The following is a 13,717-nucleotide window of genomic DNA, read 5'->3' as shown; positions in this document are numbered from 1 at the left end:
TGCTCATGCATACGGCGCGAATTAAAATTGTCATCGACAATTACAGCTTCACCCTCATTTAGACCACTGCCGAATTTTCAAGCACGTGTAAAGTGCATCATATCCTCGACAACCATTACCCCGAACATCCGGTCGAGTTCGAATCCTTCAGCTTCACCAGTGGTTTGCTTCTGAATCAAAAAAACTCTGCTGAGCATCTTTGAAGCTTTGTTGCTCCGCAGCCATGTATTTCTCCGAGAAAAATTTCGATTGCCGCAGAAAAGCTAAATACCGGTTGACTTCTTTAAAATCAATAACGAAGTATCCTCCACCATCAGGACGGACACCACGCACAAATTCAAAGTGGTGGACCGTGTCCTCGCTAGACTGGGAAGCCCCGTACCAGGCAATCATCTCTTTTAACTGGGGCAAACAATGCAACCCAACGGTCTTGGGGGAACTAGTAGCATCCACTTTAGAAGTGTGGGGTGTTACCGGTGTACGCTGCTGTGAGGTACTGGTAGTGTGGTCGCCCTGACAACTGCTAATCCAACATAGTAGAACGCCGAACAAGGTATTAGGAAAGGTGTACTTCATTTCTCGCATACTATAATTCAAAACCGCAATTGAACAAGTACGTACTCGTGCCCAACGGCACTAGTACCCCGCCAATACCCGTCTTTACCCAGGTATAGTTTATTATCATGACTCGTTCCTGTCTTAACCCGCTGCTTACCAACATTAAAGAAGCGATAATACTTCCTTTTTTATCGACCCCGGTGCCAACTAAGGCAATAAAGTGGTCAATGGTAGAATTGTTAATTTCCCTGTAAGTAATAACGCCGGTCCTTTTATTGGTCGATGATAAGAAAAAGTTGACTGTGTGGCTGACGCCGACCATCATAGGTCGGTGGGCCTCCATGTAAGCGTCCAACTTAGCCATGCCTTGGGTGGCCCTATTAGCATTGGCGAACATATAACCGTCTCGGGTGATAAATTTTTTATGTGACCATGGCAGCGCTGGGTTGCGGTGTTCTAGAACCAAATCGTAGCGACCCCACGCCTTAGCGTCTTGACTGCCTTTTTCATAAAAGGTCTCCAACATGGCGTAAACTGTTTTGGCACAGGCTGTCCAAGGACCTTTGCCGTCGATGTTCTGGGATTGCCAAAACTTCACAGGCATGAAGCAGTCGCCGCCATTGTTGAGGGCACGAATGGCCCCCGGCCGGGAACGTGAGAAACAACTAAGCTCCTGCGTTAACTGGTTCTTGTGCTTGCTATATCGGTCACGAAGTGGTTTGCGAAAACGGGGTAGGGTGCGGGGCTGGTCCCCGCCCATCGTTGAACGAATCGTGCACCGATGGATGGGGGCCAGCCCCGCACCCTACCCCGTGATGAGCATAAAGCCATTGAATAAGGAATACTATAAACTTGTTCCCGAATAAGCAATAGCTAAAAAGATATCCCGTCCTTGACAACTGAACGGCTTTTTTAGGGTAGTTAAGCCCGTATCCTTCGGTTCTTTGAGCAGCTCGCGTTTCTGGCCCCAAATACCGCTTGAAAAACAACCGATTGCTTATTCGGGAACAAGTCTTATCTGTTACTTTCTACCGACGGGTTGAGTTGACGTGCACATGCCTTTTAGAGTAGATAGCGTCAATTTTGCAGGCCGTATCAAAGGTGAAGCTCATAAGGGTGAACCCATCATCGAAGGTAACAATGTGGCCGTCTTGCTCAGCGGTGAACTCGAAGGCCGCTTTCTGTTCCATCATGTCATCGTAATTGAGGGCAAAGAGCGGGAAGTCGTCTAGGCTGGGCAACTGGTCTTTGGGGGGCTGGTGGCGTTCGAGGCCCTGCGCGGCAGTCTTGGCTCGGGCGCGGAGCGTGGCCACGTACCGGGCCGAGAAGAAGCCCGAGCCGCGCAAAGTGGCCAAGTAGTCGTCGACAGCCTCCGGCACCACGAAGAAAGGGCCCTGGGGAGCGGGCGGGGGGCCGTCCTGACCCGCGTCGGGTACCGTTTGGCCGTCGACGAAGATGGCTTGGCGAAAGTTCTCGGTTTGGGTTCCGTACCACTGCATCATGGCCCGCAGCCGGGGCAGGCAGCCCGGCCCAGTAGCGGCCGTGGCCCAGGTGTAGCGTCGGGGCGCCGGGGTTGCGGGCAGGGACGAGGTAGCGGGGGGCTGGTGGGAGGTGGAGGGGGCTTCCCCGCAACCGGTCAACAGCAGGGCTAGCAGCAGGCTGGCGAAGAAAAGGGAAATAGGGCGATGGTACATGAGGGTGGAGCAGGAAGCGCGAAGGGTGGCTCGATTTAATAACGAATTTGGGTCAGGGTATAGGTACCCAAGATGCCTGGACCTTGGCAGAAGCCGGTTTGGGGGTTATAGTAGAGCTTAAAGTTCGGGTTGGTTCCTTTGTCCTGGTGCAGGGTGCCCACGTCAAAAAAGCGGTAATACTTGCGCCCTTTCTCTACGCCCGCGCCCACCAATACGACGAAATGCTCCGTGGTTTTATCATTATTGTACTTTTGACCTAATGCGAAGGATACGCCAATCATGACGGGCTTATGCAGAGCCATATATTCATCAAGCTTATGATAGCCTTGCAGAGCTCCTGATTGGTTAAGTTGATTTATACCATCCAGTTCTTCGACAACCTGAATTAGGTTGTTTGGCGTGTTTCCTAATGCCTTTTTGATGAGTTTTTGGCATTCGTCACAGCAGTCCCGCCAATGGTTGAACTTCGTCCAGTATCCCTTCCTTTTTCCTTTGGCAGGCACATAGTGTGATTTCCAGCTTGGGGGCGTATCCCGGTATTGACTGTGCCAGAAGGTATTGGGCATAAATAATTCGGTGCCCTCAGCCCAAGCTGTACCTCCATTTGGCAGGGTTACCTGCTTTTTCGGGGTCGAGCGAGCTACGGCACTACTAAAAGCCGGGGCGTAGAAAGCCTTCATCGATTGGTTGACTTCGGCCAGCAGGCGTTGGGCCAGGCGCTGGCGGTCCCGCACGGCGGCGCGGGCGCGCTGCTGGTCAGCTGTGGAGCGGAAGGGGAAGGGATAGCCCGCTTGCTTCGGCGTGAGGCCCTTGGTCCTGGCATCGTGGGCGGCCAACTGCTGCTGCAGACGCTGAGCGGCGGCGCGCAGCTGGTAAAACTGCGCGATGTCCGGGCTGACCGGGGCGGGCAGCCGGCGGCGGAGGATGTCTACCGAGACGGTGCGGGAGCGGCCCACGCCCAGGTGCGCGGCCATGAACCGCCCACTAACGGGCCGGGGCGTGGGCTGCTGGGCAAGACCCAGGTGCGCAGCCGCAGTGCGGGTACTGGTGGGGCGCAGAATAGACTGGCGATTGGAAAGAGAACTCATGAAGAGCAGAGGAAAAGATTGGTAGAGCGCAAATCTACATAAAATTCATTCTATCTTTGGCCGCTAGTTATTCACCTTTCGCCGTTCCTATTCTCAAAACTACTACCCATGGCCCGTCAAGTCACTGCCACTATTGAGTGTGCTGGCAAAACCCTCGTTCCCGGCGCGGATATTTTATATGCCGCGCTTACCCAAACCCTGTTCGACCATCACACGCTCTCCCTGGTGGTGCCTTTTGATAGTGCGGAGGGTACGAAAACCGATTTCCTGCGTAAGACCCCGGCGCGGGTACTGGGGCAGTCAATCTCTTTCGTCGTCCGGCCGGACGAGGATTTCGAGGCGGACAAGGGACCAGGGTTTACATTCAAGGGCATTGTGACCGAAATGGGGACAAGCAAGGAGAGCGATGGGGCCAATAACATTACCGTTCAGGCCTATAGCCCAAGTTGCATGTTGATGAGCGGCATGAAAAAGCGTACCTTCGTGAATCAGACGCTGGCCGCTATTTTTAAGCAAGTGTTGCAGGAATACCCCGAAAACGTGGTGACGCACAGCATCAAGCCACGTCACACCGCCAAAATTTCATACGCGGTGCAGTACCATGAAACAAACTTCGGCTTCCTTAGCCGATTGGCCAGTGAATACGGCGAATGGTTTTTCTATGATGGTAACACCCTCCATCTGGGCATGGCCAATGAAGGAGACGCTATCAGCTTCGTCGCCGATGGCGTGCATAACGGATTCCACATCGGTTTGTCTCTGCATCCCACCAAATTCAAAATCTACGAATACGACTACCTGAACCATCAGCACTACACGGGCGACACAGCGAGCGAAAAAGTGGCATTCGTAGGCCAGCAGCTTTTTGGCGATTTGGTGCTCGCTCAGGCTGATAATGTTTTTCCGCTGGAGTCGCACGCGGCGGCGGAGGTAAATGCCCAAAGTTCCGGCCAAATCAGGGAAGAAGCCCGCACCTTTAAAGCGCAGCGCGTGGCCAGTATGATTGCTATGCAAGGCTATAGCGACAACTCGGCCCTGCAGGTGGGCCAGGCCATCCGCGTTTCCGGCACCGGGCTGGGCAGCAACAACGACGACGCCAGCGACTTCGGCACTTACCGTATCGTGGAAGTGGTGCACCGCCTCGACACAGCCGGCAACTACAGCAACACGTTCACCGCGATTCCCAGCGTGCACGACACGCCCCCGGTCAATCCGCACCACGAGCCCCCCGCCGGAATGCCCGAACTGGCTGAAGTGATTGATAACGAAGACCCTAAAGGATTGGGTCGCATCCGGGTGCGCTACTATTGGCCCGCCAAAAACCCGGAAAACGCGGAAACTGACCTGATACGGGTGCTGACGCCGTATAGCGGCGGCGGCAAAGGCCAGCTCTTCACGCCGGAGCTGGGCTCGCAGGTGCTCATCGGCTACCAGAATGGGCTGGCCGAGCAGCCGTTCGTGCAGGGCAACTTCTTTCACGCCAACAACCCGGCCGGGGCGAAGTATTCGCACAGCGGCGGCAAGGTGAAAGGCATTCAGACTATGGGCGGGAATAAAATCACGTTCCATGACAAAGACGGGAAGGAAAAAATCCTGATTTCCAACGGCAAAAAGAAGGCCACGAAGCTCGAAATCTCCTTTGCCAAGGACGGGGCCATTCTGTTGCAAACGGATGGTACGATTATCCTCGACGCGAAAGAAAAAATTTCGCTGGTATCGAAGGAAATCGAGTTACAGGCCGAAAACAAGATTGTGCTCGAAAGCAGCGGCACCGTCGACGTGACCGGTACCAAGCCCGTGAAAGTAAGCGGTCAGACCCTGGACCTGGAAGCCCAAACCACCGCCTCGCTCGCCGGCCAAACCGGCGTCAAAGTGTCGGGTCTCAAGGCCGAACTCAGCAGCTCGACGATGACCAACATCAAAGGCGTAATGGTGAAAGTTAACTAATTTACCAATTCAGATATGGGCAAACCTTCTACCCGCATCGGCGACAACCACTTGTGCCCAATGACCGACGGCCCCAAGCCGCACGTGGGCGGCCTCGTGCTGCCGCCCGGCACCCCTACCGTACTCGTCGGCGGCCTGCCCGCCGCCACGATGGGCGATATGTGTCTGTGCGTATCACCCATACCGAACAGCATCGCGCTCGGTTCGCTGGGCGTATTTTTCGGCGGGCGTCCGGCCGCGCGCATGTTCGACAAAACCCTGCACGGAGGCACGCTTGTAAAGGGCGACCCGACCGTGCTCATCGGCGACGTGAGCGCCATGGCGGGCCCGGCTATTTTTCCGGGCAAGCAAAACCACGCCAACTGCGGGGTACAAGCCATGCAGCAAGTGATTCGGCAGACCACGGGCGTAGTGTACGGCGAGGAGGAGTTGCTGCATCTAGCCCTAGCCGGGGGCTTCATTGAAGCCAAGGCAGCCGGTTTCATCGGCGCCACTCAGCCCGAAGCCCGTCACGACATGCTGGCCGTTCACGGCGTGGCCTCCACCACTGTTAGGCCGCCCAAACTGGTGACAATAGATCCAGAGGTTATTGCAACGGCACGAACTGCGCACAACGCTTCTCTCACGCGTGCCCTAACCCAGGCGTTGCAAGAGGGTAAGCCCGTGCTCGTGGGACTCGATGCTAGCCAATTGTGGCACGGCAAGCCGGACGGCGGCGGGCACATCGTACTGGTCTACGACGCCGACTTCGACAGTGCAGGCAATATAACTCACGTCTATATTAACGACACAAGTGCGCCTGACCCAGAGCAACGCCAAGGCTACTGCGTGCCAGCCGTGGAGTTTTTGGCCAGTACCGATTTGTATGTGACCATAAAAGGCAAGCCGGAATCATGCCTGAACATTATTGAGACGCCGATGTGGACCAGCACGCCCATCGACCTCGACCCACCCCGCCTCAGTGGCAGCCCTTTTGGTAACAACCGTTGGTAAGACATCAATAGCCTATTTATGACAGCCTCTAAAGAATGGTTTGCCGAAGCCGATGATGCGGCAATGGGTGCCTTGCCGGCCCACTTGCGTTTATTTATAGCTACACCTGAAACGTCTTATCAAGCGGCGCCAGTGCCCGTGCTAGTGGGTGAGGAGCAATGGGTGTTGTCAGCGTTTTGCGACGACACCGGTCCCGGCTTCAACGTCACGCTCGGCGTGCCGCGAACTATCTACGCCCCGCGCGTTTTGCAGTGGATTCACTACCCGTCTGGGAAGTTTCGGTGGGAAGAACCTGCTCCGAACGCCTACGGCTTATTGACTGCCACGACCGATGACGCTGGCGTACGTTTGGGGCCAATCGAGCGAGGGCATTTACAAAAAATGGAGTGGTATAACGCAACTATAAGTTATTTGCCGTTGGTGTGCCGGGTGGTAGAACGGCGCTGGTTGGTGACGGCGTACCCAATCACGGAGGAGGAGCGGGCAACGGCCCGGGAACTTCAGCAGTGCGTACGGGCGCTTTACGACGCGCCGCTGCTGCCGTACTACCGCCACTACGGCCATCACTTTCTAGGCTGGATAGAACGCGCGGCCAAGTAGACGAGGCCGGCCCGGCTATCTTTCCAAGGGTACAAAGCTACCGCAACGGCGGAGTGCAGGCCATGCAGCAGGTGATGCGCCAGGCTACGGGCGTGGGGTGATGAGGAGTTGCTACCGCTGGCCTTGGCCAGCGGTTTCGTCGAGGCTAAGCCGCGAACTTCATTGGCGCCACCAAGCCACGGGCCCGCCATGATATGCTCGCCGCTCACAGTGTGGCCTCCACACCGTGGCTCCACCCAAATTGAATACAGAGGACGAGGAGGTAATTGCTGCAGCCGGTCCTGCGCATAATGCCGCTCTCACCCGCGTCTTGACTCAGGCTTTGCAAGAAGGCAAACCCGTGCGTGCTCGTGGGGCTCGACGCTAACCAGCTCTGGTACGGCGAGCCTGATGGGGGCGGGTACGCGGTGCTAGTCACGGCCGATGATTTTAATGGCGATGGGAACCTGACGCATGTCTACCTCAACGATACGACACCGGCGCGACCGACCCAACTCAGCCCGGTTGAGCCCGAAATGGGCGCTCACGGCCAGGAGCAGATAAGTGGAGGCACTGAAATGGGCGCGGACCAGTGTAAAAAGGGTGGAGAGAATCAAGAAAAATAATTCACGTTGTCTCCAAACTGGGAGAGAATATGAAAAAATATTTTATTTCCTCTCCAAACTGGGAGAGAATCAAAAAAAATATTTTAGGTTCTCTCCCATGTTGGAGACAATGCGAATTATTTTTTCCGATTCTCTCCACTATTTGTGAAGTGCTTCCTCATTACAGCTTCTTCGTGTCGCGCTACAGCTATCGCCGGCTCGTGTACCCGTCGTTAGTTGTACACGGGCAGGTCTTTGGAGCGGATACTCGTAGGGAAGTCAAGTCGCACGCCTGCGGAGGTGCTTGGGTAGGACTGGGCACGGAGCCAGTAAGGTCCCTTGGTCCTGGAAGCAGAAAAACCAGCTGGCAGCCAGCCGCGCACGAACGACGATGCGGCCTTTCGGACTGAGGCAGGCCGCCATGTAACGGTTCCGGGCTGAGAATCCGGCTGCAAAAGCCGTGTCATCCGGGCATTTGCATAGGGATTTAAGCCTGCCAACTGTGCAAGAGAAACAGCTGAAGGGCAACTATTGGCGAGTTTGCCGCCATCGTTGCCGGTAGCCTAGCCAGCAACGGCAACACCAAATGCTCTGTTTTCGGTGACTTATTTGCTAACTAAGTTCCGGGCGTGATGCTCGCCGAGACAGAATCATAAACTGGGATGGTTGCCCAAAGCTCAGCCATTAATGGCTGAGCTTTGGGCAACCATCCCAGTTTTAGCAGTACTCCAAAGCTTTCAACACGTCATCGTGCTGAAATGTATAAGGCAATATGCTGCGTACCAGGCTGCTGTCGATGGTCTTGCCACTCACTCCATTCTCCTCCTTAAACGTGGGGGATTCCAGCTTCAGGTATGCGGCGGCAGCGGGATAAAAGTCGCGCCGGGCAGGGTGCTGGGCTGCGCACACGTTGAAGGTGTGGCCCCATACGTCGTGCTCAATGATGGCCGACAGCACCCCAACCGCATCGGTGAGGTGCACCAGATTGACGGGGGCATTGCCCTGGGCCAAGTCGCGGCGGCCGGCCAGGAAGCGGCCAGGAGCGCGGTCGGGCCCAATAAGGCCGCCCAGGCGCACGACGGTGCTTTTCCACTGGCCGTAGCGGGGCACAAAGTGGCCCTCGGCGCGCAGCACGTCGGAGGCGGCGTCGCGGGTGCTGAGGGCGTCGGTTTCACGCATCAGGCGCGGCTCGTCGGGGTACACGCTGGTAGAGCTAACAAATAACACGTGCTTGGTGCCGGCTGCGGCTACGGCCCGATGCACGGGTCGCAACAGCGTAGGGTATCCGCCAGCTGAAGCGGCGCGGGGGGGCACGTTTAGCACCAGCACGTCGGCAGCGCTTAGCAGGCGGTGGAGGAGGGCTTCGCCAGGCGCATTAAAATCGGGGCCTAGGCGCAGCAAATGCGGCTCAATGCCGGCTGTGTCCATGGTCGCCATGGTTTCGGGTGAGGTAGTGGTACCTAAGACGCGGTGGCCGGTTGCTACCAGTGAGCGGGCCAGGGCCAAGCCCAGCCACCCGCAGCCGAGCACTAATACGGTGGGGAATTCCGCTCCCGATGCTGTGCTCGTGGAGCCCCCGGAAATGGAACTAGTCATGTAAAATCAACACAATTGTCTTCTTAGCAACACGAAGGTGCGAATAAAATAATTAACCCTATATTCAGCAGGGGAAATAGGCGGCCTGATTTAGGGAGGCGCCGGATTAACTTCCGCACCAACAGACGTGTACCTTCGGCCCGCGGATTGAGCCGCATGTTCCACCTCAACCCTTGTTTTCGCATGAACACTCCCTACACCCAGCCCATGCTCCGTGATGATGCATTGGCCGGCAAAACCATCATTGTAACCGGCGGTGGTACTGGCCTCGGCCGGGCCATGACCACCTACTTCCTCCAGCTTGGTGCCAATGTTACCATCACTAGCCGCAAGCTCGACGTACTCGAAAAAACCGCCGAAGAATTGCGCCAGCAGACCAATGGCAACGTGCTGGCCATTGCCTGCGACGTGCGCAAGTACGACGAGGTGGAAGCCATGCTGGAACGCACCATTCAGGAATTTGGCGGAGTAGACGTATTGCTGAACAACGCTGCCGGCAACTTCATCAGCCCAACGGAGCGCTTGTCGCACAAGGCCTTTGACGTTATCGTCGACATTGTGCTGCGTGGCACCTACAATTGCACGCTGGCCGTGGGTAAGCGCTGGATTGCTGATAAAAAGCCCGGCACCATTCTCAATATTGTTACGACCTACGCCTCCGTCGGCTCGGCGTATGTGGTGCCGTCGGCCGCGGCTAAGGCCGGCGTGCTGGCCATTACCCGCTCCCTGGCAGTAGAATGGGCCAAGTATGGCATCCGCTCCAACGCCATTGCTCCCGGGCCGTTCCCGACCGAAGGGGCCTGGAGCCGCCTCTTCCCCGAGCCGCTAGCCAGCAAGCTTGACCCCGCTGGCAGCGTGCCGCTCAAGCGCGTGGGCCAGTACCAGGAGCTGGCCAATCTGGCGGCGTATCTGGTGTCCGATTTCTCGGCCTATGTCAACGGTGAGGTTGTAACCATCGATGGCGGCGAATGGCTGAATGGAGCCGGCGAATTCAATAAGCTCGAACTCCTGACCTCAGATATGTGGGACCAAATCGAAAAAACCATGCGCCGCTAAGGACCGCAGATGGAACGGATTTTAACGGAGGGAAACAGATTGTTTGTGGTTCTGTCTGTTCAATCTTTAGTTATTTTAATGAGCAATTAAAATAGAAAAGGCCGCCTTTTGGGCGGCCTTTTTAGATCATCCTATAAACTCAGAACCACATAAAGGGCAGAACCACAAACAATCCGTTTCCCTCCGTTAAAATCCGTTCCATCTGCGGTCATAGCTTGTATCCTTTGTAGTCCTTGCTGAATTCTTCCAGCGGGATGGGCTGATTGGGCACTACGTCGAAGAACTCAAACTTTTCGTAGAAGCCTTTGTCGTCTTCTACTTGCACCAAGGTGGGGAGGTACGTTTTGGGGTCAATGCAGAGAATAGTGCGGCGGCCGTAACCGTTGGGCACTTGCAATACCTTGCCTTCGGGGATTTTTTCGCCGATGTTCAGGCCATTGCGCACAATGATACGGTACTCGCCACAGCCAAACCGCTCGGCGACCGTACCAATAGTTTCATTTTTGCCGGCCTTGTAGCTTACGTAGCGGAATTGGGGGAAACTGGAGCGCAGTACGTAGTTGCTGCGGCCAAGTAGCGTGGTATCACCGGTATAGCGGAAGGAGCGGCTATAGGAATTGTCCTGGCGCAGGCCACTGGTGCGCAGCAAATCGGAAATGGTGCCAAAGCCTGCTTGCAAAGCAGTGTGATGCTGGTTGCCACGCATCAGCTTGCCGTTGGGGTCGAGGCTGAGCGTGACGTAAGGGAAACTGGCGGGATACACCCACGCATCACCGCCGTTCTGGCCTGCCAGCCACAGTACCTCAACGTCCTTGTCTGTTTTAATATAGATTCGCAACGGAGTATAGGTGAGTTTCATAATGCTCCGGGCTCGGTTGATTTTGTTCCCAACACGCTCCTGCGCATTCACCGTGCAGCGTAAGAATTTCAGGCTTTCAATGGCAGTGCTCATCCGTGCCGTTATCTGCTCCGTGGTGATGGGGCCAGGTGGCTGAGTTGGTGCTGTAGCAGCGAGCAGAGCCAGCGCACTCACAGGTAACAGTAGTCTAAAACGGGTAATATAAGTAGGGCCCAACACTGCCATAAATTCAAATTGGGGAGAGAGGACAGGCCATAAGGTGCCGGCCGAAAGCTATTAATTGAGACTGATGTGCGGAAAGCGTGAGGCTGTGCTGTCGAAAATAAATAGCTCATCAATTTCTACGCCATGCAGGTAGTGATAGAGCGGAAACTGCTCTAACACGGCCTGTACGGCAGCTGCGTCGTCGCCGTTCATGGTGACCCAGCCCCGACTACGGTCGCTGCTGATGGCGTACACTTCCACGATTTTTTCGTTGAGCAAGCGGTTGATAAAGTCCCGATGGCGTGGGATGAGGGAAATAAATTCCTCATCGTAGGCCTCGGGAAGGCGGATGGAGACGACAAACGTAGGCATAAGAAAGGGGGCACAACGGACCGGTTAACCCCCGTTGCGGCCCGAAAGTTAAAGGATGCCAGGCAGAGCGCCTGCTTTTCTTAACGCGGGTTCTCGATCTAAAATTTCCTGGTTGCCGAAGCCGGAAAGCGGGCGGTAATCACAACAGGATAGCATTCTGCTGCGATTACCGCCCGCTTTCCGGCCTCGGTTCACAGTAAACAAAGCGAACTGCCGAGTCAGGAATCAACGCTGGGCACTACAAAAAAGCTCCGACCACTGCCGGAGCTTTCTATGTGAATAGCTGTAAGGAATTGTACAGTAGATTCTTGCCTCAAAATGCCTGCCTTGCCACTCAAGAGTGGCCCAGCTCGGCCACGCTGGGTTGGGTCACGTCCCCAAGAGCGGGTTTGGCTGCCGTATCCGGCTCGGCTTCGATGCGGCGCGCGCTGGCACTCTGGCCGTGGCCACGCTCCTCCCATTCCCGAAACCGGCTGATTTCGCTCTGAAACTTGCCGATGAACCAGCTTATAAGGCTCAAATCATCGAGAAAACCAAGCACCGGAATAAAATCAGGTACCAAATCAACCGGCGAAAGAACGTAGAGCAATACCGCCAGTCCCGATACGATGGTGCCGGTAGAAATTTGGCGGTACTCGCCGCTCACGTAGCTGCGCACCAGGCGCACCATGGTGAGGGCTACTTCGAATAACTGCCGAAACTTATTAGTCTTATTCTCCTTATCCGCCAGCTTATCGGCGACTTCGTTAAGGATGGTAACAACCTTGAAGGGGCGACCTAGCAGCTTGGTAGCCCGGCCAATGAAGACGTTAAATAGGGCGTTTTTTGAAAGGCGCAGGCCTTTTTCGGTGAGAGTCGACATAAAATGCTAGTAAGAAGTGCTAGGTCGGGCTTTACGCGCAACCACCCCGGCGCGTTGTTCAGGGCCTGAAACGCCAGCTATTGCCTACCGCTCAAATAGGGGCGTGGTACCACCCACCCAATCCTTATTTTTATTGAAGTCGACCCCAATCATTTCACCACGGCTCAACCGGCTCAGCCCGCAGAGCAGGCGCGGGCGCGGCTGGTCGGAGTGCCAGATGTAGAGCAGGCGAATCTCGGCCTTCACCAAGCCGTCGGGCGACTGCACCACGGGCTCGTAATGCACTTTGCGTTGCAGCAGGTAGTGCTGCTTATCGGGCAGCGCGTCTAGGTCTTCGGCCGTAACGTGCAGGCGCACCCCTGCGCCGGCAAAGGAAAATAGGGGCTTGAGCACGTAGTTCTCCAAATCGGCAGGGTAGGAGCTGAGCTCGTGGAGAAAATAGCTAGGTGGCACAAACGGCCCACTGAGCAGCGGCAGCGTGTATTTGCTGACGCGGAAGAACCAGTTCGGGTGCCCTACCCAGGTTACATCTACGTCGTCGGTTAGGCGAAATTCACCCGGCAGGTTTGGGTAGCGCTCTAATTCGTCGAAAATAACCCGGTTATAAATGCGCTTAATGGGGATTTGGCGGCCATCTTTTTCATAGAATAATTGACGGCCACTCTTACGCACTTTGGTGAGGCAAACCGCATCAATTCCCCAGAATTTTTTAGTCAAAGCAAAATCAATTCGGGTTTTCTGCTTCTCGGGATAAATTTCCAGTAAAATAACGTTTTCCGACGCTTCATTTCCCAATAAAAAACGGTGCATTTCAGCCCAATATTCTTCTTCGTTCGCTACTTCCAGGAATGCCGAAACGGTATCCGCAATCGGAAAATGCTGGTGAAATATACCTGGCAGCCAGGATTGAAACGCATATAGTGATGGAAAGCCCTGCATCTCAATCAACTGCGGCTCCAGTTCGCCATTAGCATCGCGGCACACGGCGAAGTCAAACGTTAGAAACTCGGGGCGGCCTTCGTCGCCGGGTACCCGTTGGTGCGCCGGAATGGCCGCTTCGGTTAACTCTTTGAAGTTGTTCTGCTGAATAACTTCAATAATATCATCACCGGCTTTAATTAACTTTTTCTTTAATAAAGCTGGAATAAATATTGGGGTTTCTGCTACCCGAAAGTCCAGCTGGCCGGGAAGCTGCTGCTCAATATCAGCCAACATTTCCTGGTAGCGCTCGTTGGTAAAAGCAGCGTTGTACGTGTGACGGTGCTCAGGAATCATAGGGTAGGTCCGGCTGATAGAATGGAAGA

Annotated in this window: 14 protein-coding genes; 5 read left to right on the top strand and 9 right to left on the bottom strand. The window is 55.3% G+C overall.

What is annotated here, in order from left to right:
* Nucleotides 1–153: 153 nt before the first annotated feature.
* The 4 genes from WX88_RS24260 to WX88_RS24245 form a co-directional block, all read right to left on the bottom strand.
* Nucleotides 154–453, bottom strand: a complete 300-nt coding sequence (locus tag WX88_RS24260) for a hypothetical protein (protein ID WP_197076922.1) — start codon at nucleotides 451–453, stop codon at nucleotides 154–156.
* Between the two features lie 133 nt (nucleotides 454–586).
* Nucleotides 587–1,156 (bottom strand): hypothetical protein, encoded by a 570-nt coding sequence (locus WX88_RS24255; RefSeq protein WP_197076921.1) that lies wholly within the window; start codon nucleotides 1,154–1,156, stop codon nucleotides 587–589.
* A gap of 430 nt (nucleotides 1,157–1,586) precedes the next feature.
* Nucleotides 1,587–2,252 carry a hypothetical protein gene (locus WX88_RS24250; RefSeq protein ID WP_046247017.1) on the bottom strand — a complete coding sequence of 222 codons (666 nt, stop codon included), beginning with the start codon at nucleotides 2,250–2,252 and terminating at the stop codon, nucleotides 1,587–1,589.
* Between the two features lie 35 nt (nucleotides 2,253–2,287).
* On the bottom strand, nucleotides 2,288–3,340 hold the full coding sequence (locus tag WX88_RS24245) for a hypothetical protein (RefSeq protein ID WP_046247016.1): 1,053 nt from the start codon (nucleotides 3,338–3,340) through the stop codon (nucleotides 2,288–2,290).
* 108 nt (nucleotides 3,341–3,448) lie between these two features.
* On the opposite strand from WX88_RS24245, the gene WX88_RS24240 reads away from it, so the two are divergent.
* From WX88_RS24240 to WX88_RS24225, 4 genes are all read left to right on the top strand, one after another.
* The gene (locus WX88_RS24240; protein ID WP_046247015.1) at nucleotides 3,449–5,287 is read left to right on the top strand and encodes a type VI secretion system Vgr family protein; all 1,839 of its coding nucleotides are present in this window, start codon (nucleotides 3,449–3,451) and stop codon (nucleotides 5,285–5,287) included.
* Between the two features lie 15 nt (nucleotides 5,288–5,302).
* Nucleotides 5,303–6,280 (top strand): PAAR domain-containing protein, encoded by a 978-nt coding sequence (locus WX88_RS32030; protein WP_072053099.1) that lies wholly within the window; start codon nucleotides 5,303–5,305, stop codon nucleotides 6,278–6,280.
* 18 nt (nucleotides 6,281–6,298) lie between these two features.
* The gene (locus WX88_RS24230) at nucleotides 6,299–6,880 is read left to right on the top strand and encodes a hypothetical protein (RefSeq protein ID WP_046247014.1); all 582 of its coding nucleotides are present in this window, start codon (nucleotides 6,299–6,301) and stop codon (nucleotides 6,878–6,880) included.
* 350 nt (nucleotides 6,881–7,230) lie between these two features.
* Nucleotides 7,231–7,485 carry a hypothetical protein gene (locus WX88_RS24225; RefSeq protein ID WP_156176400.1) on the top strand — a complete coding sequence of 85 codons (255 nt, stop codon included), beginning with the start codon at nucleotides 7,231–7,233 and terminating at the stop codon, nucleotides 7,483–7,485.
* A 696-nt stretch (nucleotides 7,486–8,181) separates the two neighbouring features.
* Here the strand turns inward: WX88_RS24225 and WX88_RS24220 are convergent.
* On the bottom strand, nucleotides 8,182–9,060 hold the full coding sequence (locus tag WX88_RS24220; protein WP_046247012.1) for a Rossmann-fold NAD(P)-binding domain-containing protein: 879 nt from the start codon (nucleotides 9,058–9,060) through the stop codon (nucleotides 8,182–8,184).
* A gap of 183 nt (nucleotides 9,061–9,243) precedes the next feature.
* Between WX88_RS24220 and WX88_RS24215 the strand changes: the two genes are divergently transcribed.
* A complete protein-coding gene (locus WX88_RS24215) occupies nucleotides 9,244–10,116 on the top strand; it encodes an SDR family oxidoreductase (protein ID WP_046247011.1) in 873 nt (290 codons plus the stop codon).
* Between the two features lie 208 nt (nucleotides 10,117–10,324).
* Here WX88_RS24215 and WX88_RS24210 read toward each other — a convergent pair whose 3' ends face one another.
* The 4 genes from WX88_RS24210 to WX88_RS24195 form a co-directional block, all read right to left on the bottom strand.
* The gene (locus tag WX88_RS24210) at nucleotides 10,325–11,149 is read right to left on the bottom strand and encodes a DUF1571 domain-containing protein (protein ID WP_197076920.1); all 825 of its coding nucleotides are present in this window, start codon (nucleotides 11,147–11,149) and stop codon (nucleotides 10,325–10,327) included.
* Nucleotides 11,150–11,251: 102 nt separating this feature from the next.
* A complete protein-coding gene (locus WX88_RS24205; protein WP_046247009.1) occupies nucleotides 11,252–11,551 on the bottom strand; it encodes a hypothetical protein in 300 nt (99 codons plus the stop codon).
* Between the two features lie 334 nt (nucleotides 11,552–11,885).
* Nucleotides 11,886–12,413 carry a YkvA family protein gene (locus WX88_RS24200; RefSeq protein WP_052733057.1) on the bottom strand — a complete coding sequence of 176 codons (528 nt, stop codon included), beginning with the start codon at nucleotides 12,411–12,413 and terminating at the stop codon, nucleotides 11,886–11,888.
* A gap of 84 nt (nucleotides 12,414–12,497) precedes the next feature.
* On the bottom strand, nucleotides 12,498–13,688 hold the full coding sequence (locus tag WX88_RS24195) for a hypothetical protein (protein ID WP_046247008.1): 1,191 nt from the start codon (nucleotides 13,686–13,688) through the stop codon (nucleotides 12,498–12,500).
* Between the last annotated feature and the right edge of the window lie 29 nt (nucleotides 13,689–13,717).

This window comes from Hymenobacter terrenus (assembly GCF_000972495.1).
Taxonomy (GTDB): Bacteria; Bacteroidota; Bacteroidia; order Cytophagales; family Hymenobacteraceae; genus Hymenobacter; species Hymenobacter terrenus.
This window is presented reverse-complemented; position numbering and strand designations above follow the sequence as displayed.

What these genes read in the sequence shown, in the direction of transcription:
- WX88_RS24195 (WP_046247008.1), bottom strand. Translation starts at nt 13,688, where the DNA reads ATGATTCCTGAGCACCGTCACACGTACAACGCTGCTTTTACCAACGAG.
- WX88_RS24205 (WP_046247009.1), bottom strand. Translation starts at nt 11,551, where the DNA reads ATGCCTACGTTTGTCGTCTCCATCCGCCTTCCCGAGGCCTACGATGAG.
- WX88_RS24230 (WP_046247014.1), top strand. Translation starts at nt 6,299, where the DNA reads ATGACAGCCTCTAAAGAATGGTTTGCCGAAGCCGATGATGCGGCAATG.
- WX88_RS24240 (WP_046247015.1), top strand. Translation starts at nt 3,449, where the DNA reads ATGGCCCGTCAAGTCACTGCCACTATTGAGTGTGCTGGCAAAACCCTC.
- WX88_RS24220 (WP_046247012.1), bottom strand. Translation starts at nt 9,060, where the DNA reads ATGACTAGTTCCATTTCCGGGGGCTCCACGAGCACAGCATCGGGAGCG.
- WX88_RS24215 (WP_046247011.1), top strand. Translation starts at nt 9,244, where the DNA reads ATGAACACTCCCTACACCCAGCCCATGCTCCGTGATGATGCATTGGCC.
- WX88_RS24200 (WP_052733057.1), bottom strand. Translation starts at nt 12,413, where the DNA reads ATGTCGACTCTCACCGAAAAAGGCCTGCGCCTTTCAAAAAACGCCCTA.
- WX88_RS24250 (WP_046247017.1), bottom strand. Translation starts at nt 2,252, where the DNA reads ATGTACCATCGCCCTATTTCCCTTTTCTTCGCCAGCCTGCTGCTAGCC.
- WX88_RS24245 (WP_046247016.1), bottom strand. Translation starts at nt 3,340, where the DNA reads ATGAGTTCTCTTTCCAATCGCCAGTCTATTCTGCGCCCCACCAGTACC.
- WX88_RS32030 (WP_072053099.1), top strand. Translation starts at nt 5,303, where the DNA reads ATGGGCAAACCTTCTACCCGCATCGGCGACAACCACTTGTGCCCAATG.